The following is a 23,314-nucleotide window of genomic DNA, read 5'->3' as shown; positions in this document are numbered from 1 at the left end:
ATGGACGTAATGGACCGCATCCGCCAGCAGGTGGAAGACAATCCGGTGGTGATCTTCATGAAGGGCACCCCGCAGTTCCCGATGTGTGGCTTCTCCAGCCGCGCGGTCGAGGCGCTCAAGCGCTGCGAGCAGGAGTTCGCCTACGTGAACGTGATCGCTGACCAGGAGGTCATGCAGAACCTGCCGCGCTTCGCCGACTGGCCGACCTTCCCGCAGGTCTATGTGGATGGCGAGCTGATCGGTGGCTGCGACATCACCCTTGAGATGTTCGAAAGCGGTGAGCTGAAGAAGGCGGTCGAAGAGGCCCACGCCAAGCGCGCGGCGAGTTAGAACTCCTGGTGCGTCAGCCCGAAGGGCTGTCGCACACCCCGAAACCGTCATCGCGAGGCCCCGCCAGGGGCCGTGGCGATCTCCTGACGTAGCCCCCGGGCCCTGCCGCCGCCGAAATGTCGGGCGATTGCTTCACCCCCTGCGGGGTTCGCAATGACGGGGTTGCGGTAGTGTCATCGCGAGCCCCGCAGGGGCATGGCGATCTGTGGGTGTTACCCCGGGTCGGCGTCAGCTCCCCGGCGGCAGCTCTTCCGGGTCGGGCAGGCGCAGGGCGTTCTGCGGGACCCCGACCCCGTCCTGCCAGCGGTTCGCGATCTGGCAGAAAATATCCGCTGTCTTTTCCGCATCAAATGCCGCGCTGTGAGCGGCTTCCGTATCCCATCCCAGCCCCGCGGCATCGGCCGCCCGTGCCAGCACCGTCTGGCCGAACGCCAGTGCGGCCAGGGACACGGTATCCAGGCTGGAAAACGGGTGGAACGGGTTGCGCTTGATCCCGCAGCGCTCGGCGGCGGTATGCACGAAGCCGAGATCGAAGTGTGCGTTGTGCCCGACCAGGATTGCGCGCTTGCAGTGGTTGATCTTCACCTCCCGTCGGACCTCGCTGAACAGCCGGCCCATGGCCTGATCTTCGGGGTAGGCCGCGCGCAGCGGGTGGTAGGGGTCGATCCCGTTCACCTCCAGCGACTTTGGATCCATCTCCGACCCCTCATAGGGGCGCACGTGCAGGCTCACGGTGCGGTCGCGCACCAGATGGTCGTTTTCGTCGCGGCGCAGGAACACGGCCGCGACCTGCAAAAGGGCATGTCGCCGACAATCGAAGCCTCCCGTCTCGACATCTACCACAACGGGCAGGAAGCCGCGAAATCGGTTTGCCATGGGGCGGTGCTGTGGGTCCAGCTGGACGGGTTCGGCCATCGGTGTGCTCGGTCCTGAATGGGGTCGGCGGGCGGTATTCGCGGGTGTTGGCGGCGAGAGCGTGGGCTTTCGTGATGTTTGCGGCTTTTCCCGCAGATTTTCCCGAAGATCGGCGCCATAGGCGGCTTTCGCTTGACCTGTTGGCGGCTCAGTCGGGATACTTGCGCCTTTTATGCCCGCCCAACACCGGCGCATGGTAGCAAATGCCCGCCCGCCCGGTGGCCTGGAGCCGTGATGGCATCCTGATTCCCAACCCGTTTTCAGGGGTAGACGCATGGACCCGAACGCGACCGAACACGATATCGACCCGCAGGAGACCCAGGAGTGGATTGACGCCCTGGCCTCCGTGCTGGAGACCGACGGCCCCGAACGGGCGCACGCCCTGCTGGAGCGCCTGGTCGACAAGGCGCGCCGCAGCGGGGCCTACCTCCCGTATTCGGCCAATACCGCCTACGTGAACACCATCCCTACGCACCTGGAGCCCGAATACCCGGGCGACGGCGCGGTGGAGCACCGCATCCGCTCCTATATCCGCTGGAACGCGATGGCGATGGTGGTCAAGGCCAACCGCGTATCGGCCGAGCTGGGCGGGCATATCGCGACCTTCGCATCCGCCGCTACGCTCTATGACGTCGGCTTTAATCACTTCTGGCACGCCCCGTCGCACGATCATGGCGGCGACCTGCTGTTTGCCCAGGGGCACTCCTCGCCGGGGATCTATGCCCGCGCGTTCATGGAAGGCCGCCTGACCGAGGAGCAGCTGGACCACTTCCGCCGCGAGGTGGACGGCAAGGGCCTGTCCTCCTACCCGCATCCCTGGCTGATGCCGGACTTCTGGCAGTTCCCGACCGTGTCCATGGGTCTGGGCCCGATCATGAGCATCTACCAGGCGCGTTTCATGCGCTATCTGCAGGATCGCGGCCTGGCGCAGACCGAGAACCGCCGCGTCTGGAGCTTTGTCGGTGACGGCGAGGTGGACGAGCCGGAGACCCTGGGGGCAATCACGCTGGCCTCGCGCGAGAAGCTGGACAACCTGACCTGGGTGGTGAACTGCAACCTGCAGCGCCTGGACGGCCCGGTCCGCGGCAACGGCAAGATCGTCCAGGAGCTGGAGGCGATCTTCCGCGGCGCCGGGTGGAACGTGGTCAAGGTGCTGTGGGGCCGCTACTGGGACCCGCTGCTGGCGAAGGACACTGACGGCCTGCTGCAGAAACGCATGATGGAGGCGGTCGACGGCGACTACCAGAACTACAAGTCGCGCGATGGCGCCTACGTCCGCGAGCACTTCTTCGGCAAGTACCCCGAGCTCAAGCGCATGGTGGCCAATATGTCCGACGAGGACATCTGGCGCCTGAATCGCGGTGGCCATGACCCGGTCAAGGTCTATGCAGCCTACAAGGAGGCCGCGGAGCACAAGGGGCAGCCGACCGTGATCCTCGCGCACACCGTGAAGGGCTACGGCATGGGGTCGGCGGGCGAGGCCCAGAACCGTACCCACAGCCAGAAGAAGATGGACGCGGACGACATGAAGCAGTTCCGCGACCGCTTCAACATTCCGCTGTCCGACGAGCAGGTGGAGAAGGCCGAGTACATCAAGCCGGACCCCGACTCCGAAGAAATGAAGTACATGCACGAGCGGCGCAAGGACCTGGGCGGCTATCTGCCGGTGCGCCGCCCGCTGGCCACCCCGCTGGAGATCCCGGGGCTGGACGCCTTCAACGGCCTGCTGGAGGCCTCCGGCGAGCGCGAGATGTCCACCACCATGGCCTTCGTGCGTCTGCTGACCCTGCTTGCCCGCGACAAGAAGATCGGCAAGAACATCGTCCCGATCGTGCCCGACGAGGCGCGTACCTTCGGCATGGAAGGGCTGTTCCGCCAGCTGGGAATCTACTCCTCGGTCGGTCAGCTCTACGAGCCGCAGGACAAGGACCAGGTGATGTATTACAAGGAGGACAAGAAGGGCCAGATCCTCGAAGAGGGGATCAACGAGGCCGGTTCCATGTCCTCCTGGATCGCGGCGGCCACCTCCTACTCCACCCATGGCGTGGCGATGGTGCCGTTCTACATCTTCTATTCGATGTTCGGCTTCCAGCGCATTGGCGACCTGATCTGGGCCGCCGGCGACATGCGTGCCCGTGGCTTCCTGATGGGCGCTACCGCCGGGCGGACCACGCTGGCCGGCGAGGGCCTGCAGCACGACGACGGTCACAGCCTGATGATGGCCGCCAACGTGCCCAACTGCATCGCCTACGACCCGACCTTCGCCTTTGAGCTGGCGGTGATCGTGCAGGATGGCATGCGCCGCATGTACGCGGAGCAGGAGAGCGTCTTCTACTACATCACCGTGATGAACGAGAACTACCCGCAGCCGGCCATGCCGAAGGGTGCCGAAGAGGGCATCCGTCGCGGTTTGTATCGCTTCCAGGCGGGGGGGCGCAAAAAGAAGAAGGTGCGCCTGCTGGGTTCCGGCACCATCCTGCGCGAGGCCATTGCCGCCGCCGAACTGCTGGATAAGGACTTCGGCGTCGCCGCCGAGGTCTGGAGCGCGACCAGCTTCAACGAGCTGGCCCGCGACGGCCGCGATGTCGAGCGCCATGCGCGGCTGCATCCGGAGGCCAAGCCGCGCAAGTCCTGGGTGGAGGAATGTCTGGGTGGCTCGGAGGATCCGGTAATCGCCGCGACCGACTACGTGCAGGCCTATGCCGACCAGATCCGTGCCTTCGTGCCGGCCGAATACCGCGTGCTGGGGACCGACGGCTTCGGTCGCTCGGATACCCGTGCCGCGCTGCGACGCCACTTCGAGGTGGATCGTTACCACATCGCGGTCACGGCCCTGAAGGCCTTGGCCGATAACGGGACCGTCGAGGTCAAGACCGTCTCCGACGCGATCAAGAAGTACAAGATCGACGTCGAACGGCCCAACCCCTTGCAGGCCTGAGGCCGCCGGACCCGAGGCAGGAGCAGACATGAGCAACACGACTACTGTGCACGTCCCGGATATCGGCGACTTCAAGGACGTCGAGATCATCGAGGTCATCGTCAGCCCCGGCGACACCGTGGCCCCCGAGGATCCGCTGATCACGCTGGAGTCCGACAAGGCCTCCATCGAGATCCCGGCCCCGCAGGGCGGCACCGTGAAGGCGCTGAAGGTGAAGGCCGGCGACCGCGTCAACCAGGGCGACCCGATCCTGGAGCTGGAGCCCTCCGACGAGGGCGCCGCCGAGGACACCTCTACCAAGGACGAGGCGCCGAAGCAGGAAGCGCCGTCTTCCACGGATGCCCCGGCCGAGCCGGCTCCCGCGGCCGAGAAGCCGCAGCCATCCCCGGCACCGAAGGCCGCCGACCGGGCCGATCCGCGGCCGTCGCCGACCGAGCACATCCGCGACGAATCGGCCTTCCGCAAGGCCCACGCCTCGCCGGTGGTGCGCAAGTTCGCGCGCGAACTGGGCGTGGACCTGAGCAAGGTCGAGGGTTCCGGGCGCAAGGGGCGCATCCTGCGCGAGGACGTGCAGGGCTTCGTCAAGCGCGCGCTGAGTCAGGGCGCCGGCGGCGGCCTGGGGGTCGAGCCGATGCCGGAGATCGACTTCTCCGAGTTCGGTCCGATCGAGACCCAGCCGCTGTCGAAGATCAACAAGCTCACCGGCAAGAACCTGCATCGCAACTGGGTCACTGTCCCGCACGTGACCCAGTTCGACGAGGCCGACATCACCGAGCTCGAGGACTTCCGAAAGTCGCTGAAGGCCGAGTACGAGAAGAAGGGCGTGAAGGTTACCTTCCTGCCGTTCCTGATGAAGGCGGTGGTCTCCGCGCTCAAGCAGTACCCGCGCTTCAATGCCTCGCTGGATGCGACCGGCGAGAACCTGATCCTGAAGCAGTACTACAACCTCGGTATCGCGGTCGATACGCCGGACGGCCTGGTCGTCCCGGTGGTGCGCGACGTCGATCGCAAGAGCCTGGTCGACATCGCCTCCGAGCTGATGGACCTGTCCCAGCGCGCTCGCGACAAGAAGCTCAAGCCCGCGGACATGCAGGGCGGCTGCCTGACCATCTCCAGCCTCGGCGGGATCGGCGGGACGCAGTTCACGCCGATCGTGAATGCCCCCGAGGTGGCGATCCTGGGCGTGTCGCGCTCCAGCATGAAGCCGGTCTGGAACGGCAAGGAGTTCGAGCCGCGCCTGATCCTGCCGCTGGCGCTGTCCTACGATCACCGTGTGATCGATGGCGCGCTGGGCGCCCGTTTTGCCACCACGCTGAGCGCATTGCTGTCCGACATGCGCCGCATGCTGCTGTAACGACCGGAGCTTTGTCATGAGCCAGACCAAGACCATCGAGGTCCCGGATATCGGGGATTTCAAGGACGTCGAGATCATCGAGGTCCTGGTACAGCCGGGCAGCGAGATCGCACCGGAGGACCCGCTGATCACGCTGGAGTCCGACAAGGCGACCATCGACGTGCCCGCCCCAGAGGCCGGCACCGTGAAGAAGCTGCATGTGAAGGTCGGGGACAAGGTCTCCCAGGGCAGCAAGCTCCTCGATCTCGAGGCCAGTGGCGAGGCTGCGGGCGGAAGCGATGACGCCCCCGCATCCGGTGGCGAGAAGACCGAATCCGCCAAGGTGGAATCGGGCGCCGCGAGTGAGCCGCAGAAGGCGGCACCCAAGGCGGCCGCCGACCCGAATACCGACAGCCAGTGCCAGGTCCTGGTGCTGGGCTCCGGCCCCGGCGGCTATACCGCCGCCTTCCGCGCCGCGGACCTGGGGCTGGACGTGGTGATGGTCGAGCGCTACCCGCAGATCGGCGGGGTCTGCCTGAACGTCGGCTGTATCCCGTCCAAGGCGCTGCTGCACGCCGGCGAGGTGCTGCACGAGGCTGAGCGCTTTGCCGCGCTGGGCATCAAGTTCGGCGAGCCGGAGATCGATCTCGACGGCCTGCGGGGCTACAAGGACAAGACGGTCAAGAAGCTGACCGGCGGGCTCAAGCAGCTGTGCAAGCAGCGCAAGGTGCGCGTGGTGCAGGGTGTGGGCGAGTTTGTCGGCGCCAACAGCATCGCGGTCGAGGGCGACGGCGGCCGCGAGGTGATTGGCTTCGAGCACGCGATCATCGCGGTCGGTTCGCAGGCGATCAAGCTGCCCGGTTTCCCCTGGGACGACGAACGGGTGATGGACTCCACCGGCGCCCTCGATCTGGCCGACATCCCCGAGCGCATGCTGGTGGTCGGCGGCGGCATCATCGGCCTGGAGATGGCCTGCGTGTACGAGTCGCTGGGCGCGAAGGTCACGGTGGTCGAGCTGTCCGATACCCTGATGCCGGGCGCGGACCGCGACATCGTGCGCCCGTTCGAGAAGCGTGCGAAGAAGCGCTTCGAGAATATCTTCCTCAAGAGCAAGGTGAACGGGGCCAAGGCCACCAAGGCCGGGATCGTCTGCCAGTTCGAGGGCGAGGCCAAGGGCCTGCCGGAAGAGGACACCTTCGACCGTGTGCTGGTCGCCGTGGGGCGCAGCCCGAACGGCGCGAAGATCAGCGCCGAGGCAGCAGGCGTGCAGGTAACCGAGCGCGGTTTCATCGAGGTCGACAGCCAGCAGCGCACGAACGTCGAGCACATCTTCGCCATCGGCGACGTGGTCGGCCAGCCGATGCTGGCGCACAAGGCCACCCACGAGGGCAAGGTCGCGGCCGAGGTGATCGCCGGGCACAAGGTGCACTTCGACGCCCGCGCGATCCCGTCGGTGGCCTACACCCACCCCGAGGTCGCCTGGATGGGCGTGACCGAGGAGCAGGCCAAGGCCGACGGCATCGAGTACACCAAGGGCGTGTTCCCCTGGGCCGCCTCCGGTCGCGCGATCGCCCTGGGCGCCGAGGACGGCATGACCAAGCTGCTGTTCGATGCCGATGGCCGGGTGATCGGCGCGGGTCTGGTGGGGCCGTCCGCCGGCGATCTGATCGGCGAGGCGATGCTGGCACTGGAGATGGGGGCGGAGATGGAAGACATCGGTCTGACCGTGCATCCGCACCCGACCCTGAGCGAGACGGTGGCCTTCGCCGCCGAGGTCGCGCACGGTTCGATCACCGATATCCTGCCGCCCAAGAGTCGCTAGTTCCGTGTCCGTGCTGCGCCGTCTTGCTCTCCTGGTTTTCGGGGGACTGTGGCTGGCGCACGGGGTGGCTCAGGCGGGGGTCGTGCCTCACCGTGAATCGCTGGAGCGCAGCGACTGGCAGGTGATCGAACTGGACGATGCCTGCCGCATCGAGCAGGGCGTTCGCCACGGCGGTACGCTGCGCTTCGAGACCCAGCCAGGCCTGGCGCTTCGCGCCTTCTGGCTTGCCCCCTACGCAATGCCCGAGGGCGCCACCGCGCGATTGCGCACCGGGGCCCCGGAGTGGCTTGGGGCGAGTCCGAAGTCGCCCCTGGATCTCGAGTTGCGGGCCGAACGACCCGATCGTTTCCGGGTTCCGGACGCGCATGTTCAGGCGCTCCAGGCCCGCCTTCTGGTGGGGCATGACGTGCGGATCGATTTCCCCGGTGCCGAGGACGCGGTGCATTTTCGCGGCATTCGTTTTGCCCAGCGTGCCGGGGCCTTCGAGGCCTGCTACACCGGGGCCGAGGGCCCGGATGTCGGGGCGCTGGATCGCTGGTCGGTGTACTTCGCAACCGGCAGCCGCGAACTGGATTCCAGGGGGCGCGAGACCGTCGCCCGTGCGGCCGAGACCCTGCGCACCGTAGAACGCCCGCGCGTGCGCCTGGTCGGCCTGACCGACGCCGAAGGCCCGCGCGAGGTTAACGAGCGTCTGAGTCGCCAGCGCGCAGAGGCGGTGCGCGCGGCGCTGGTGGAGGCGGGTGTGCCGGGCGATGGATTGACGGTCGAGGCCGGTGGTGTCGACCCGGACGCGGACGGCGAGCGCGAGGGTTCGCGCCGGGTGGATATCTGGTGGCTGGGTGGCGCGGACGCCGCAGCCAGACCATCTTCCGTTGCGGAAACCGCTGTTGACGCCGGCCGCGAGCTGCCCCCGGCCGAGCCGCGGGCGGCGCCGGAGTCTCCCCGGGGCGCCCCGGCCTCCGCGGGCTGGTAGTGAAGCCCGTCACAAAAACGACTATAACTCTCAAGAAGAAAGAAGGATTGGTATTCCCATGAGTTCGAAGATTTCCCGTGTCGTGCTGGCCTATTCCGGTGGCCTGGATACCTCCGTGATCCTCAAGTGGCTGGAGGATCAGTACGGCTGCGAGGTGATCACCTTCACCGCCGATCTGGGCCAGGGCGAGGAGGTTGAGCCGGCCCGCGCCAAGGCCGAGGCCCTGGGGGTCAAGCAGATCTACATCGAGGACCTGCGCGAGACCTTCGTGCGCGACTACGTGTTCCCGATGTTCCGCGCGAACACCATCTACGAGGGCGAGTACCTGCTGGGTACCTCGATCGCACGGCCGCTGATCGCGCGCCGGATGGTGGAGATCGCCGAGGAGACCGGCGCCGACGCCATCGCCCATGGCGCGACCGGCAAGGGCAATGACCAGGTCCGCTTCGAGCTCGGGGCCTATGCGCTGAAGCCGGGCATCCAGGTGATCGCCCCTTGGCGCGAGTGGGACCTGAACTCGCGCGAACGCCTGATGGCCTACGCCGAGCAGCACAACATCCCGGTGGACTACGCTAAGAAGGGCACGAAGTCGCCGTACTCCATGGATGCCAACCTGCTGCACATCTCCTACGAGGGCGGCCCGCTGGAAGACCCGTGGACCGAGGCCGAGGAAGACATGTGGCGCTGGTCGGTCTCCCCGGAGGCGGCACCGGACGAATCCGAGACGCTGACCATCGGTTTCGAGAAGGGCGACCCGGTCTCGATCAATGGCGAGCGTATGAGCGCGGCCGAGCTGCTCGCGAAGCTCAACGAACGCGGCGGGGCCCACGGCGTCGGCCGTCTCGATATCGTCGAGAACCGCTATGTCGGCATGAAGTCGCGCGGCTGCTACGAGACCCCGGGCGGCACCATCCTGCTCAAGGCGCGCCGGGCGCTGGAGTCGATCACCCTGGATCGCGAGGCCGCGCACTTGAAGGACGAGTTGATGCCGCGCTACGCCAGCCTGATCTACAACGGCTACTGGTGGAGCCCGGAGCGGCGCATGCTGCAGGCCGCGATCGATGACACCCAGGGTGTGGTCAACGGCGAGGTGCGCCTGCGCCTGTACAAGGGCAACGTGATCGTCGCCGGCCGCCGCTCGGAGGACACCCTGTTCGACGACGCGATCGCTACCTTCGAGGACGATGCCGGCGCCTATGACCAGAAGGACGCCGAGGGTTTCATTCGCCTGAACGCACTGCGCCTGCGCATCGCCGCCAGCCGCAATCGGAAGCCCACATGAGATGAGCCCGCGTGCGTACTTCCGGCGATCGTCTGGTTGCCTGTCCTGGTTCGGCAGGGGCGGTCTCGGAGGTGTCGTTCTGCTGTGGGGGCTGGTCTTTGGCGCGCTGCTGGCAACGCCGGCCGGTGCGAAGGCCGGGGCGGCCGAGCGCGAGCTGATCCTCGCGGTGCTGGCGCACCGGGGCGAGGATGCCGCGCGCGAACAGTGGACGCCTTTCGCCGAGTACCTGGAGCAGGCGCTGGAGGCCGTTCAGGTCCGCCTGGTGCCGGTCGACAATGATGCCCTGCAGGCGGGGGCGGCTGAGGGTCGCTTTGACCTGGTCCTGACTAACCCCGGCTCCTACGTGATGCTGGAGCAGCGTCACGGCATCTCCCGTATCGCGACCATGCTCCCGGCCGAGGTCGGGCGCGAGGAAGACCGCTTTGGGGCTGTGATCATCGCGCGCGAGGACCGCACGGACCTGGTCGAGCTGAGCGACCTGGTCGGGCAGCGGGTCTCCGCGGTCCACCCCGACGGCTTTGGCGGCTGGTGGATGGCCTGGCGGGAACTCGAGGCCGCCGGGCTGGATGTCGAGACCGATCTGGATCGCGTGGTATTCACGGGCTTCCCGGTTTCCCGGGGACTGGATCTGCTGCTGGCGGGCGAGGTGGATGCCGCGACCTTTCGCACCGGGATCCTCGAAGACCTGCGCGAGCAGGGCGACCCACGGGTCGAACAAGTGCGTCTGATCGGCGAGCGGGCCGTGCCCCGCTTCCCCTACCGGACCTCGACCCGTCTGTACCCGGAGTGGCCGCTGGCGATGCGCGGCGATCTCGATGTGGATATCGCTCAGGCAGTGCTGCGCGCCCTTCTGGCGCTGGATGCCGAGCACCCGGTGAGCCAGGCGGTCGGGATTACGGGCTGGGCCGCGCCGCGTTCCTACGAGGACGTGCAGGGCCTGATGTACGACCTGGGCGTGGGGCTTTACGCCCCCGAGCCGTTCGCCGTGCTGCGATGGGCGCGCGACAACCTGGCGGCGTTACTCGCCGTCCTGGCGGCAGGTATCGCGGCGATCCTCCTGTACGTGCTGCGGGTACATGCCCGTATGCGCATCGCCGGGCACAACCTGCGCCGGGCGATGGGCGCGATCCCGAACGCGGTGATTACGCTGGATGCCCGTGGCGGGATCGTCTATATGAACCCCGCGGCCGAGCAGATGGCGGGGCTGGTCCGTCTGCAGGCACTGGGGTGCAGCCTGGATCAGGTCCTGGACCTGCGCGAGATGGGGACCGATCGGCCGCTGGGTGCAGACCGATCCCAGCCGCTCGCCAAACATCTGGGCGAGCATACCGAGGCACGCTTGGTGACGCCCAGCGGCCACGAACGGATCGTGCGCATCGACCGCACAGCGCTGGATCCGGTGGCGGGCAGTTCGGTGCGCACCCTGCTCGTGCTGGCCGATATCTCCGAGGAGCGCGAGCTGGTGGATCGGCTGGTGCATGAAGCGAGTCACGATCCGCTCACCGGTTTGTTGAACCGGCGCGCATTCGAGCGCGAGATGCAGCGCGCGATGGACAATGCCCGGGAATACTCGTCGGTGGCGAGCCTGCTGCTGGTGGATCTGGACTACTTCAAGGCCGTGAACGATCGCCATGGCCACCGGGTAGGCGACGAGCTTCTGCGCCGGGTGGCGACGATCCTGCGGCAGCTGACGCGATCGCGCGATGCCGTGTCCCGGATCGGGGGCGACGAGTTTGCGGTGATCGCGTACGAGACCGATGCCGAGCAGGCCCGGGTCCTGGGGCAGCGGATCTGCAGTGCGTTGGGCGACCGGCCGTTGCAGGTCGAGGCGCGGGACGTCACCATTGGGGCCTCGGTGGGTGTGGTGCAACTGGGCGAGACGCTGCCGAGTGTGGATGCGGCCTTCGTGGCCGCCGATCGCGCTTGTTACACCGCAAAGGGCAAGGGGCGGGGCCAGGTTGGTCTGGCCCGCAAGGCGGATATTCACCCCATTACCGGTTCCTGACGCCTAGGGAAACACAGATTAATGTACACACTCGCGTTGGCACCCCAAGTTTTCCGAGACAAGGCGTGGTGCGTAGCGGGTAGTGGTTCTACCCGCCCGTTTTTGATGAATGCGGGGCGCAACGCAGGATCGGGGAACCTGGGGTGCCAACCCCGCAACTCATTCAATGCAGGGGCTCGGCTGCCCGTTGTTATCAAAAACGGGCGCGCGCACGGCGTTGCGGCTCCCTTGTGCAGAATGACTGCACGGCAGTCACCGCGCCTTGTTCGCACGCAAAAGCGACTCGAGCGCGAGCGTGTACATTGATCCGTGTTTCCCGAGGTCGGGCGCAGCGAAAAAGGAATCGTATGTCGGTTGTTTCCCGTTTACGCATGGGGTTGGCGGCCCTGATGGTACTGACGCTTTCCGGCTGTGCGACCGTGCCCAGCGAAGATCGTCATCCGGACGACCCCTGGGAGTCGTACAACCGGGTGGTGTTCGAGATCAACGACGACTTTGACCAGGCCCTGCTGCGCCCGGCCGCAGTCCAGTATCGGCGGCTGCCGCAGCCCGTCCAGACCGGGGTAGGCAATTTTTTCTCCAACCTCAATGACTTCACGGTCCTGTTCAACAACCTGTTGCAGGGCAACCTGGACAACGCCGCCTCGGATACCGGGCGCATCATGTTCAATACGACCTTCGGTCTGCTCGGCCTGATCGATGTCGCGACTCCCATGGGCCTCGAGAAGAACAACGAGGACTTCGGTCAGACCCTGGGTGCCTGGGGCGTGGCACGTGGCCCGTACCTGCAGCTGCCGCTCCTGGGGCCCAGTACCGCGCGCGATGCCCCGGCGCGTCTGGTTGACGGCTATACCAGCCCCCTCTATCACACAAACCTGCGCACCGATCACACCGGTTGGTGGGTGGGCCTGATCGCGCTGGATGTGGTTGATATGCGCGCCGGACTGATACCGACCGAGCGTATGCTGGCGCAGATCTCCGACGATCGATACATCGCCATGCGCGAGGCCTATCTGCAGCGCCGCGACTTCCTGGTGCGCGGGGCGTCGGACGAGCGCGCAACCGAGATGCTGGATGAACTCGACGAGCTCGAGGCCCTGGAGGCGATGGAAGCCGAGGAGGACATGGATTGAACAGCCTCTGGACGATGCTGGACATCCTGCGTCTGCGCAGTGGCCCGCAGGACCTGCCGCCCGATAACGCTACGCTGATCTTCTGGCTCGGGATTGCCCTGGTCACGGGCATGGCGGTCGGCATCCCGATGTACGGCACGGGCCAGGCCCTGGTCCTGAATGTGCTCGATCTCGCCGTGCTGTATATGTTTATCGTCGTGGTGCTGCGCATGGGGGGTGTGCCTGACCGCTGGCTGCAGACCTTTACCGCAATGGCCGGCACCGGGGCCCTTCTGGGCCTGCTGATGGCCTTGTTGATGCTGATCGATGCCCCGGCCGACCCGGAGGAGGTCTCCACCGGGGCCCTGCTGGCCCTGCTGACGCTGGTGGGCTGGCTGCTGCTGGTGTTCGGGCATATCCTGCAGCAGGCCCTGGAGCTGGGCAGCCGTTTTGTCGGCATGTTGATCGCGCTGGGGTATGTGGTGGTCTCCAGCGTGATCACCCAGGTGGCCCTGGGAGCGCTGTAGTGAACACGGGTCAGCTGCATATCCTCGGTATTGGCGGGACCTTCATGGGCGGGCTGGCCCAGCTCGCCCGCGCGCGTGGCTACCAGGTCACCGGTTCCGACCAGAAGCTGTATCCGCCGATGAGCGAGCAGCTGGAGCAGGCCGGTATCCCCTATCACGAGGGACATGACCCGGCGACCCTGCCGGATACGGGACCGGTCGTGGTCGGCAACGTGATGACTCGCGGCATGCCGGTCATCGAGGCCCTGCTCGATCGCGGCCTGTCCTACACCTCCGGCCCGCAGTGGCTGGCCGAGCATGTGCTGCATGACCGCTGGGTGCTGGCGGTGGCCGGTACCCACGGCAAGACGACGACCGCCAGCCTGCTGGCCTGGATCCTGGAACATGCCGGGCTGAGCCCGGGATTCCTGATCGGGGGCGTGCCCGGAAACTTTGGCGTCAGCGCGCGGATGGGCGAGACCCCGTTCTTCGTGATCGAGGCGGACGAATACGACTCCGCCTTCTTCGACAAGCGTGCCAAGTTCGTCCACTACCGGCCACGCACCCTGGTGCTGAACAACCTCGAGTTCGACCATGCAGACATCTACCCGGACCTGGCCGCGATCGAACGTCAGTTCCATCACCTGGTACGCACTGTTCCCGGCCAGGGCCTGATCCTGGCGCCCGCAGGTGATGCCGCGCTGGAGCGCGTGCTGGAGATGGGCTGCTGGACGCCGGTGGAGCGCATCACCACCGACCCGGACACCGGGGATACGGTGGCCCTGGTGGCGCGGCCTTTGAATGACGATGCCTCGGAGTTCGAGGTGCTGGCCAACGGGGTGGCCCAGGGGCGCGTGGCCTGGGAGATGACGGGGCAGCACAATCTTTCCAATGCCCTGGCCGCGCTCGGGGCGGCCCGCCATGCCGGGGTACCGCTGGCCGCGGGGATCGCGGCCCTGCCGGCCTTCCGCGGTGTGCGGCGGCGCCAGGAGTTGCGCGCCGAGATCGACGGGATCCGCGTGATCGACGACTTCGCCCATCACCCGACCGCGATCCGCCTGACCCTCGAGGGCCTGCGCGGCCGCGTCGCCCCCGGCGGACGCCTGATCGCGGTGCTGGAGCCGCGTTCCAACACGATGCGTATGGGGATTCATGCCAAGGCCCTGGGGGCGGCCCTGGAACGCGCCGACGGGGTGCACCTTTATCATGCCCCGGAGATCGACTGGTCCACTGACGGTCTGCAGCATCAGCTCGGCGGGCGGCTGTCGGTGGCGCGCGAGATCGAATCCCTGTTGCAGGGGATTCTTGCCACGGCGCGCCCCGGCGATACGCTGGTCATTATGAGCAATGGTGGTTTCGATGGCCTGCACCAGCGCCTGATCGCCGGGTTGCAGTCACGTGAACCCTCGGGGACCCCCGCATGAGTGGAAAGCCGCGTTCGATCGCCCTGGCCCTGACCGGTGCCTCCGGCGCGCCCTACGGGCTGCGCCTGCTGGAGTGCCTGGTACAGGCGGGGGTGCAGGTGCATCTGATGCTGTCGAAACCGGCACAAGTGGTGCTGGGGCTGGAGACTGATCTCGACGTACCCGGGCGTCCGGCCGAGATCGCTCGCTTTTTCGCCGAGCGTCATGGGGCTGCCGATGGACAGATCCGCTGCTATGGCCCGGAGCAGTGGACCGCACCGGTGGCCAGCGGCTCGGCGGTGCCTGAGGCGATGGTGGTCTGCCCCTGCACTACGGCGACCGTATCGGCCATCGCGACCGGGGCCTCGCGCGGGCTGATCGAACGCGCGGCGGATGTGGTGCTCAAGGAGCGGCGCAGGCTGGTGCTGGTGGTACGCGAGACGCCGTTCTCCGAGATCCACCTGGAGAACATGCTGCGCCTGGCGCGCATGGGTGCGGTGGTCATGCCGGCCAACCCGGCCTTTTATCATCGGCCGCAATCCATCGACGATCTGGTTGATTTCATGGTGGCGCGAGTACTGGACCATCTGGACATCGAACATGCCCTGGGCCCGCGCTGGGGCGAGGCGTCGTTGCCGCCGGAGGGCCCGGCATGACAACTCTGCCACTGTTCCCGCTGAATACCGTGCTGTTTCCGGAGGGGCTGCTGCCGCTGCGGATCTTCGAGACGCGCTATCTCGACATGGTGCGCCGCTGCCTGCGCGAGGATGACCGCTTCGTGATCGTCGCGATCGAGCCGGACACCGAGTCCGGTGCGCCTCGTCCGGAGGCGGAGACGGACCCGTCCGTCGGCTTCCACCCGATCGGGACCGAGGTCGCGATCGTCGACTGGGACCAGCGGCCGGACGGCCTGCTCGGGATCCTCGTCAAGGGCGAGCGTCGCCACCAGCTTCACAACCCGCGCCGCGCCGAGGACGGCCTCTGGCTGGCGGAGGTCGAGCCTCTGCAGGAGCGCCCCGATGTCAGCCTGCCGGTGGACTATGCCTCACTGGCGGATCTGCTCGAGCGGCTGCTGGACCAGCTCGGCACGCCCTGGTCACACCTGGAGCGTCGTTTTGACGATTCCTCCTGGGTGGTCGGACGGCTGACGGAGCTGCTGCCGATCGATCTCGAGATCAAGCAGCAGCTGCTGGAGGCGGACGACCCGATCGAGCGCCTGGAGCGCCTGCGAGCGGCCATGCTCGCGGCATCGAAATCCTGAAACCCTGCGGCGGGGCTGTTAAGGTTTCGCACACACTTTCATTGGAGCCCGCCATCATGGCCGTTCAGGAACTCACGCAGGATACGTTCGAATCCACGATCACCGGCAACAACATTGTCATTCTGGACTTCTGGGCCCCCTGGTGCGGCCCGTGTCAGCAGTTCGCCCCGACCTTCGAGGCGGCCTCCGAGCAGCATTCCGACGTCGTCTTCGCCAAGGTGAACACCGACGAGGAACAGGGGATCGCCGGGGCGTTCCAGATCCGTTCCATCCCGACGCTGATGATCTTCCGCGAGCAGATCATTGTCTTCTCCCAGCCGGGCGTGCTGTCCGCCGGGCAACTGGACGAGGTGCTGGGCAAGGTGCGCGAGCTGGACATGGACCAGGTGCGTGCCGACGTCGAACGCCAGCAGCAGGAGCAGCAGGCTGGCCAGGCCTGATTACCTTCTGACGCGAAACCTATAGTCCTAAACGAGCGCCCCCATGCTGACGGTCATGACCCAGATGGGGGCGCTCATCGTTGCGGGCGTCGTCTGGCGCCTGTTGCGCCCCGGCGGGCTGGACGCCGACACCGCCCGCCGGGTGCTCACCACCCTGGTCTACTACCTGCTGCTGCCCGCGCTGGTGCTGCAGGTGCTGTGGACCGCCCCCCTGGGACTCGACTCGCTGCGCATCGCCCTGGTGGCCGGCACGACCGTGCTGGCGATGGTGGCTGTGACCCTGCTCGCTTGCCGACTTTGCCTGGCAGAACGCGCGGCGGTCGGGGCGATGCTGCTGGCCGCGGCCTGGCCGAATGCCACCTACCTGGGGCTCCCCGTACTCGACAGTCTGTTCGGCGATGCCGGCCGGGCGGTGGCGATCCAGTACGACCTGTTCGCCTGCCTGCCCCTGGTGCTGACGCTGGGGATCCTGCTGGCCAGGCGTTACGGGGACCCGGAGGCGGTCCGGCTGTATGGCGGCGGCGGGGCCATTCGCGGGCTGGTCGCTGTCCCCTCGATCTGGGCGGCGGTCCTGGGCGTGGCGCTGAACCTGGCCGGTCTGCCGCTGGTGACCTGGCTGGATACCTGGCTCGGCTTCCTGGCTGACTCGGTCGCCCCCCTGATGCTGTTCTCGCTGGGGCTGGCGCTGGTGTTCGACCGTTTCCGCGGCCGCGATCTGCGCCCCCTGGTGATGGTGTCCGTCATCCAGTTGCTGATCGCACCGCTGTTCGCGCTCGGCCTGGTCTGGTGGGTCGGGCTGGAGGGTGTGCCCGGGATTGGTTCGGTGCTCGAGGCGGCGATGCCGGCGATGGTCCTGGGGCTCGTGTTCTGTGATCGCTTCCGGCTCGATACCGGCCTGTATGCGGCCGCGGTCACGCTGACGACGGCGCTGTCGCTGGTGACACTCCCGCTGTGGTTCGCCATCGCCGGGTATCTGATCCCTGGGGGGTGACAGTGCGCGCGGGTCGGGCTCGGCGATCGGTTACAGCGATCGGCTACAATTGGCGGGTGAAGAGACACCCCGCTCTACCCACCTCAGGTCCTGGCACTCGCTGATGGTCCTTCCCGTTATTGCGGTCATCGCCGGTCTGGTCCTGCTGACCTGGAGTGCCGACCGCTTCGTGTTCGGTGCCTCGGCGTTCGCGCGCAGCGTGGGCGTGAGTGCGCTGCTGGTCGGGCTGACCATTGTCGCCTTCGGTACCTCGGCCCCGGAGATCGTCGTGTCCGTACTGGCGACGCTGCAGGGCAACCCGGGCCTCGCGGTGGGTAATGCGATCGGCTCGAACATCGCGAATATCGGGCTGGTGCTGGCGATGGCGGCGCTGGTGGCGCCGCTCGTTATCGGGCACGGCCTGGTGCGCCGCGAGCTACCGATCCTGATGGGGGTGAGTCTGGCTGTCCTGTTTCTGCTGCTGGACGGCGAGCTGGGCCGCCTGGAGGGCGGGCTTCTGATTTCGGGGTTGCTGCTGGTGACCGCCTGGGTGATCCATATCGCGCGGCGTGCGCAGGCGCTGGATCCGGCCGAGGCGCCTGAAGAGGTGCGTGGCATGGTCGAGGCCATCCCGGCGACCACCTCTACCGGTCGCGCCCTGGGCTGGCTGGGGCTTGGTTTGGCGCTGCTGATTGCCAGCAGCCAGCTGGTGGTCTGGGGCGCGGTGGGGATTGCGGAGCAACTGGGCATCAGTGACCTGGTGATTGGCCTGACCATCGTGGCCATCGGGACTAGCCTGCCGGAACTGGCGACTTCCCTGGTGGCGGCCTTTCGCCGCGAGGCGGGATTGGCGATCGGCAACGTGATCGGTTCCAATCTGTTCAACCTGCTGGCCGTGCTGGCAGTCCCCGCGCTGATTGCGCCGCTGGCGATCGAGCCCGAGGTGCTGGTCCGCGACTACCCGGTGATGCTCGGCATGACCGCCACGCTGTTCGTCTTTGCCCTGGCGCGAGGCAGCCAGCTGCGGCGCTGGCAGGGGGGGCTTCTGCTCGTGGTGTTCGCGGGCTACCTTGTCCATCTCGGAATGACGGCAACCGCATGAATTTCAATCCTGATACCACTCGCAAGCTGGCCCTGGCGGTCCTGAACGATGAGGCCGAGGCCGTGCGTCGACTGGCCGACCGCGTGGACGATGCGTTCCTGGAGGCCTGTCGCCACATCCTCGAATGCCGCGGCCGGGTCGTGGTGACCGGCATGGGCAAGTCCGGCCATATCGGCTCCAAGCTGGCGGCCACCCTGGCCTCCACCGGGACCCCGGCGTTTTTCGTCCACCCCGGCGAGGCCAGCCACGGCGATCTTGGCATGATTACCCGTGACGACGTGGTGATCGCCCTGTCCAATTCCGGCGAGACCGACGAGCTGCTGACCATCCTGCCGTTGATCCGGCGGCTGGACGTACCGCTCATCGCGCTGACCGGCAATCCCGGGTCGCGGCTGGGGCAGGATGCCACCGTGCACCTGGATGTCTCGGTCGAGCGCGAGGCTTGCCCGCTGGGCCTGGCCCCGACCTCCAGCACCACGGCCGCGCTGGCGATGAGCGATGCCCTGGCGGTCGCGGTGCTGGATGCGCGCGGCTTTACCGCCGACGATTTTGCCCGCTCGCATCCCGGCGGCCGACTGGGGCGGCGGTTGCTGGTCCATGTCGCGGACATCATGCATACCGGTGACGCGATCCCGCGCGTGGGTCCCGAGGCCCCGCTGAAGGACGCCCTGTTCGAGATTACGCGCAAGGGGCTGGGGCTGGTGATCGTCGCCGATCCCGAGGCGCATATCCTCGGTGTGTTTACCGATGGCGACCTCCGGCGCACGCTGGATCGTGGCGAAAGCCTGGAGGCGCTGACCATCGGCCAGGTGATGACGCGTGGCGGGCATGCCGCCCGTCCGCAGTGGCTGGCCGTAGAGGCGCTGGAGACCATGGAGAGCAAGCGGATCAATGCCCTGCCGGTGGTGGATGACGACCAGAGGCTGGTCGGGGTGCTGAACATGCACGACCTGCTGCGCGCGGGGGTGGCCTGATGGACCGTCACGACGAGGCCCTGCACAGCCGCCAGGCGGCGGTGCGTCTGCTGATCCTGGATGTCGACGGCGTGCTGACCGATGGCAGCCTGTTCATGGGAGATGCCGGCGAGCAGTACAAGGCCTTTCATTCGCGCGACGGGCACGGCATCCGTCTGGCATTGGACGGAGGGCTGGAGGTCGCGATCCTGACCGGACGCACCTCCGGGGTGGTCGAGCACCGCATGCGGGACCTCGGTGTGCAGCATCTGGTGCAGGGGCGGCGCGACAAGGGGGCCGCACTGCACGAGTTGCTGGAGCAGAGCGGCCATGCGCCCGACGAGGCCGCCTTCGTGGGCGACGACATCGTTGATCTGCCAGCGATGCGCCGTGTGGGGCTCGGCATCGCGGTGGCGGATTCCCACCCGTTGGTATTGCAGCATGCACATTGGGTTACGCAGGCCCCCGGCGGTCGCGGCGCGGTGCGCGAGGTCTGCGAGGGCCTGCTGGCGGCCCAGGGGCGGCTGGAGGCCCTGTTCGCGGAGTATGTCGACGGATGAAGTGGGTGGCCGGACCGGTGGCGCTGATCCTGTTGCCAATGGCGGCGCTGGTGGCCGGCGCTGTTGCCAGCGAGCACGAGCCGGAGGGCGAGGTGACGCTGGAGATCGAGGGCTTCACGCTGCACGCGACTGGCGAGGACGGCGAGTTGAGTCACCGCCTGCGCGGGACGCGGCTGCGCGAGTTTGGCCGTGACGGCCCTCAACTGATCGACGACCCCGACCTGGATATCTTTGACGCCGGCGGTATCGAATGGCACTGGACTGCGCCCGAGGCGCTGCACCGACCGATGGACGAGATCCTGGACCTGATCGGCCCCACGCGGGGGGTGCAGCCCGAGCGTGGCGAGCGCGTGCGCACGGTGATTGAATCCGCCGATGTGACGGTGGCGACCGACACCATGATCGCCACCTCCGATGCCCCGTCGACGCTGGAGCAGCCTGGCCTTTTCCAGCGGGGAACGGGTCTGCGCGTCGACTCGCGAGGGGATACCATAGAGCTGTTCCATGACGTGTACACGCTCTACAGCGAGTCGGGCGAGGAGGAAGCCGCAAATGACTGAACGTGGTGGGTCGTCGCTCGCCCGGGCCGGATGGTCCGTGCTGCTGGGCAGTGCCTTGTTGCTGCTGGCCGCGCCGGTCATTGCCCAGCAGCAGCCCCTGCCGGTGGAGATTACCGCCGATCGTGCGGAGATGGACGACCGGCGGGGCGTAAGCACTTATACCGGTGATGTGGTGGTGATTCGCGGGGACATGACACTGGAGGCCGACAAGGTCTATGTGCGCAGCCGCGATCGACGCCCTTACGAGATGGAGGCCCACGGCGAGCCCGCGCGGCTGGAGTCCCCGGACCCGGAGACGGGCGAGATGCGCATCGCCACCGCGCTGCGCATCGACTACCTGCTGAACGAGGACCGGGTGATCCTGACCGACCAGGCGCATGTGATCACGGCAGCCGAGGAAGCGCGCGGCAAGCGCATCGTCTACGACCTGGAGACGGATGTGATCGAGGCCGAGCGTGGCGAGGCCGATGACGAGCGTGTACGTATCAGGATCCAGCCCCGCGAAGACGACGAATGAACGAGCTCGACACCAGCGCGCCCGCCGCGGCCGGTGGCGAATCTGCGCCGATGGCCGGCTATCTGACCGGCCGCGAGCTGACCAAGCGCTATGGCAAGCGTACGGTGCTGGATCGTGTCGACGTCGATCTGGCACCAGGGGAGGTCGTGGGCCTGCTGGGACCGAACGGCGCAGGCAAGACCACCTGTTTCTACAGCCTGGTCGGCCTGATCCGGCCCAATCGTGGCCGCATCACGCTGGGTGACCGGGACATCACCCGGGCCCCGATTCATTCGCGGGCCCGAGCCGGGCTGGGCTACCTGCCGCAGGAGGCCTCGATCTTCCGTCGGCTGAGTGTTTGGGACAACCTGCAGGCGGTGCTGGAGCTGCGCTCGGAGCTCGACCGCCACGAGCGACGCCGCATCGGCGATGCCCTGATCGAGGAGTTCCAGCTGGAGACCGTGCGCCACAGCCCTGGGATTGCCCTGTCCGGGGGCGAGCGTCGTCGCGCCGAGATCGCGCGGGCACTGGCCGGTGACCCGCGCTTTATCTGCCTGGACGAACCGTTTGCCGGCGTGGATCCGATTTCCGTGGGTGATATCCAGGCCGTGATTGGGCATCTGGCCCAGCGCGGGATCGGTGTGCTGATTTCCGACCACAACGTGCGCGAGACCCTCGGAATCTGCGACAGGGCCTATATTCTTAGTGAGGGCCGCATCCTGAGCGCCGGGACCCCGCAGGAGCTGCTGGACGACCCCCAGGTGCGCCGCGTGTATCTCGGAGAAAACTTTCGACTGTGAACATTGATCAGTGTTTCCTTAAGATGATCTTGATGGTCACCATGGACCTCAAACCGCGATGCTGAAGCCCGGGCTTAATCTGCAGCTGGGGCAGACGCTGACGATGACCCCGCAGCTGCAACAGGCGATCCGTCTGCTGCAGCTTTCCACGCTGGAGTTGCAGGCGGAGATCCAGCAGGCGCTGGAAAGCAACCCCATGCTCGAGCAGGTGGAGGACGAGGGCGAGGAGGCCCCGCCCGAGCGCCCGGAGGAAGGGGGCGAACGGGTCGACGGGGATCGCATGCAGGCCGACACGGCTGGCGATGACGTGATCCCCGAGGAGTTGAGCACCGACAGTCGCTGGGACGACATCTACGAGCCCGCCCCGAGCCCACGCGGCCTGGACGACCGCGACCCGCTGGAGAATACCTCCGACGGCGAGGACGAGGGCCTGCAGGACCACCTGCTCTGGCAGCTGCATCTGAGCCACCTGACCCCACGAGACCAACGGATCGGGGCGGCGCTGATCGACGCGATCAGCCCGGACGGCTATCTGGACAGTGAACTCGAGGCGCTGGCGGAGATGATCAGCCAGGGCGAAGACGAGCCCGTGGGGGTCGACGAGGTCGAGGCGGTGCTGCACTGGATTCAGCAGTGCGACCCGCTGGGCGTCGGTGCGCGGGACCTGCGCGAGTGCCTGGAGATCCAGCTGCGCCATTTGGCGCCGGATGCCCCGGCGCGTGACGCGGCTCGAGCCATCCTGGAAAACGGCATGGAGAGCCTGGCCAAGCGGGACTACCGAGCCCTGCAGCGCCAGTCCGGCGTGCGCGACCCGGACGAGCTGGCGCGGGCGCTGGACCTGATCCGCACCCTGAATCCGCGGCCCGGTGCCCAGATCAGCGAGTCCACTTCGGAATATGTGGTGCCGGATGTCTATGTCCGCCATGACCGCGATGGCTGGCGCGTGGACTTGAACCCGGAGATTGCGCCGCGCATTCGCATCAACGATCTCTATGCGGGCATGGTGCGGCAGGTCTCCGATGCGCGTGATAGCGCGTTTATGCGCGATCAGTTGCAGGAGGCGCGCTGGTTCCTGAAGAGCCTGCACAGCCGGAACGACACCCTGCTGCGGGTCGCCCAGGCCATCGTCGTGCGCCAGCAGGGGTTTCTCGAGCATGGTGAGGTTGCCATGCAACCGCTGATCCTGCGCGATATCGCCGAGACCCTGGAGATGCACGAATCGACCATCTCGAGGGTGACTACACAGAAATACATGCACACCCCGCGTGGGGTATTCGAGTTCAAGTACTTCTTTTCCAGTCATGTTGGCACAGCCGATGGCGGCGAATGCTCGGCGACCGCGATCCGTGCCATGATTCGGGAATTGATTGGTGGCGAGACCCCGAACAAGCCACTGAGTGATGCAAAACTGGCCCAGATCCTGTCGGATCGGGGCATTAATGTGGCCCGACGCACCGTGGCCAAGTACCGCGAGGCTATGCACATACCGTCTTCCAGCGAACGCCGGCAGATGGCGAGTATGCCCAGTGGAACCAAGCAAAAAGGAGCCTGAC

Annotated in this window: 22 protein-coding genes; 21 read left to right on the top strand and 1 reads right to left on the bottom strand. The window is 66.9% G+C overall.

Annotated elements, in window-relative coordinates; genetic code table 11:
• Complete coding sequence (gene grxD, locus G015_RS0100390) at window positions 1–330, top strand: Grx4 family monothiol glutaredoxin (protein WP_018875229.1); 330 nt, start codon at window positions 1–3, stop codon at window positions 328–330.
• 228 nt (window positions 331–558) lie between these two features.
• Here the strand turns inward: grxD and rnt are convergent, their stop codons facing one another.
• The gene (rnt, locus tag G015_RS0100385; protein ID WP_018137626.1) at window positions 559–1,245 is read right to left on the bottom strand and encodes a ribonuclease T; all 687 of its coding nucleotides are present in this window, start codon (window positions 1,243–1,245) and stop codon (window positions 559–561) included.
• 274 nt (window positions 1,246–1,519) lie between these two features.
• Between rnt and aceE the strand changes: the two genes are divergently transcribed.
• The 20 genes from aceE (at window position 1,520) to G015_RS0100285 (ending at window position 23,313) form a co-directional block, all read left to right on the top strand.
• Window positions 1,520–4,183: a pyruvate dehydrogenase (acetyl-transferring), homodimeric type gene (gene aceE, locus G015_RS0100380; RefSeq protein ID WP_018175348.1), complete on the top strand. Its 2,664-nt coding sequence runs from the start codon at window positions 1,520–1,522 to the stop codon at window positions 4,181–4,183.
• Window positions 4,095–5,537, top strand: coding sequence for a dihydrolipoyllysine-residue acetyltransferase (gene aceF, locus G015_RS0100375; protein WP_083925110.1), 1,443 nt, complete (start codon window positions 4,095–4,097; stop codon window positions 5,535–5,537). Before aceE ends, aceF begins: the two co-directional genes overlap by 89 nt.
• A gap of 16 nt (window positions 5,538–5,553) precedes the next feature.
• Window positions 5,554–7,338, top strand: coding sequence for a dihydrolipoyl dehydrogenase (gene lpdA / locus G015_RS0100370; protein ID WP_020145972.1), 1,785 nt, complete (start codon window positions 5,554–5,556; stop codon window positions 7,336–7,338).
• 4 nt (window positions 7,339–7,342) lie between these two features.
• A complete protein-coding gene (locus G015_RS0100365) occupies window positions 7,343–8,311 on the top strand; it encodes an OmpA family protein (RefSeq protein WP_020145971.1) in 969 nt (322 codons plus the stop codon).
• A gap of 58 nt (window positions 8,312–8,369) precedes the next feature.
• Window positions 8,370–9,593, top strand: coding sequence for an argininosuccinate synthase (locus tag G015_RS0100360; protein WP_018137621.1), 1,224 nt, complete (start codon window positions 8,370–8,372; stop codon window positions 9,591–9,593).
• Window position 9,594: 1 nt separating this feature from the next.
• Complete coding sequence (locus G015_RS0100355; RefSeq protein ID WP_019592201.1) at window positions 9,595–11,598, top strand: diguanylate cyclase; 2,004 nt, start codon at window positions 9,595–9,597, stop codon at window positions 11,596–11,598.
• Between the two features lie 347 nt (window positions 11,599–11,945).
• Window positions 11,946–12,731, top strand: a complete 786-nt coding sequence (locus G015_RS0100350) for a VacJ family lipoprotein (RefSeq protein WP_038038428.1) — start codon at window positions 11,946–11,948, stop codon at window positions 12,729–12,731.
• A complete protein-coding gene (locus G015_RS0100345; protein WP_018993515.1) occupies window positions 12,728–13,237 on the top strand; it encodes a hypothetical protein in 510 nt (169 codons plus the stop codon). The genes G015_RS0100350 and G015_RS0100345 overlap by 4 nt, the downstream gene beginning before the upstream one ends.
• Window positions 13,237–14,640: a UDP-N-acetylmuramate:L-alanyl-gamma-D-glutamyl-meso-diaminopimelate ligase gene (mpl, locus tag G015_RS0100340; protein ID WP_018993516.1), complete on the top strand. Its 1,404-nt coding sequence runs from the start codon at window positions 13,237–13,239 to the stop codon at window positions 14,638–14,640. Before G015_RS0100345 ends, mpl begins: the two co-directional genes overlap by 1 nt.
• A complete protein-coding gene (locus G015_RS0100335; protein ID WP_012981773.1) occupies window positions 14,637–15,275 on the top strand; it encodes a flavin prenyltransferase UbiX in 639 nt (212 codons plus the stop codon). The genes mpl and G015_RS0100335 overlap by 4 nt, the downstream gene beginning before the upstream one ends.
• Window positions 15,272–15,880, top strand: a complete 609-nt coding sequence (locus G015_RS0100330) for an LON peptidase substrate-binding domain-containing protein (RefSeq protein ID WP_012981774.1) — start codon at window positions 15,272–15,274, stop codon at window positions 15,878–15,880. The genes G015_RS0100335 and G015_RS0100330 overlap by 4 nt, the downstream gene beginning before the upstream one ends.
• Window positions 15,881–15,936: 56 nt before the next feature.
• Window positions 15,937–16,320, top strand: coding sequence for a thioredoxin (gene trxA, locus G015_RS0100325; protein ID WP_012981775.1), 384 nt, complete (start codon window positions 15,937–15,939; stop codon window positions 16,318–16,320).
• Between the two features lie 43 nt (window positions 16,321–16,363).
• Window positions 16,364–17,311 (top strand): AEC family transporter, encoded by a 948-nt coding sequence (locus G015_RS0100320; protein WP_012981776.1) that lies wholly within the window; start codon window positions 16,364–16,366, stop codon window positions 17,309–17,311.
• 103 nt (window positions 17,312–17,414) lie between these two features.
• Complete coding sequence (locus tag G015_RS0100315) at window positions 17,415–18,392, top strand: calcium/sodium antiporter (RefSeq protein ID WP_012981777.1); 978 nt, start codon at window positions 17,415–17,417, stop codon at window positions 18,390–18,392.
• Complete coding sequence (locus G015_RS0100310) at window positions 18,389–19,366, top strand: KpsF/GutQ family sugar-phosphate isomerase (protein ID WP_012981778.1); 978 nt, start codon at window positions 18,389–18,391, stop codon at window positions 19,364–19,366. The genes G015_RS0100315 and G015_RS0100310 overlap by 4 nt, the downstream gene beginning before the upstream one ends.
• Window positions 19,366–19,905, top strand: a complete 540-nt coding sequence (gene kdsC, locus G015_RS0100305) for a 3-deoxy-manno-octulosonate-8-phosphatase KdsC (protein WP_012981779.1) — start codon at window positions 19,366–19,368, stop codon at window positions 19,903–19,905. Before G015_RS0100310 ends, kdsC begins: the two co-directional genes overlap by 1 nt.
• Window positions 19,902–20,465 (top strand): LPS export ABC transporter periplasmic protein LptC, encoded by a 564-nt coding sequence (gene lptC, locus G015_RS0100300; RefSeq protein ID WP_012981780.1) that lies wholly within the window; start codon window positions 19,902–19,904, stop codon window positions 20,463–20,465. The genes kdsC and lptC overlap by 4 nt, the downstream gene beginning before the upstream one ends.
• Window positions 20,466–20,502: 37 nt before the next feature.
• Window positions 20,503–20,982 (top strand): lipopolysaccharide transport periplasmic protein LptA, encoded by a 480-nt coding sequence (lptA, locus tag G015_RS0100295; protein WP_018175359.1) that lies wholly within the window; start codon window positions 20,503–20,505, stop codon window positions 20,980–20,982.
• A 50-nt stretch (window positions 20,983–21,032) separates the two neighbouring features.
• Window positions 21,033–21,761, top strand: coding sequence for an LPS export ABC transporter ATP-binding protein (gene lptB / locus G015_RS0100290; protein ID WP_012981782.1), 729 nt, complete (start codon window positions 21,033–21,035; stop codon window positions 21,759–21,761).
• A gap of 58 nt (window positions 21,762–21,819) precedes the next feature.
• A complete protein-coding gene (locus G015_RS0100285) occupies window positions 21,820–23,313 on the top strand; it encodes an RNA polymerase factor sigma-54 (protein WP_012981783.1) in 1,494 nt (497 codons plus the stop codon).
• The last annotated feature ends 1 nt before the right edge of the window (window position 23,314 follow it).

Origin of the sequence: Thioalkalivibrio sp. ALJ15, assembly GCF_000383695.1 — a bacterium.
GTDB lineage: Bacteria > Pseudomonadota > Gammaproteobacteria > Ectothiorhodospirales > Ectothiorhodospiraceae > Thioalkalivibrio.
The sequence above is the reverse complement of the archived record's forward strand: the minus strand, read 5'-3'. Positions and strand labels throughout refer to the sequence as shown.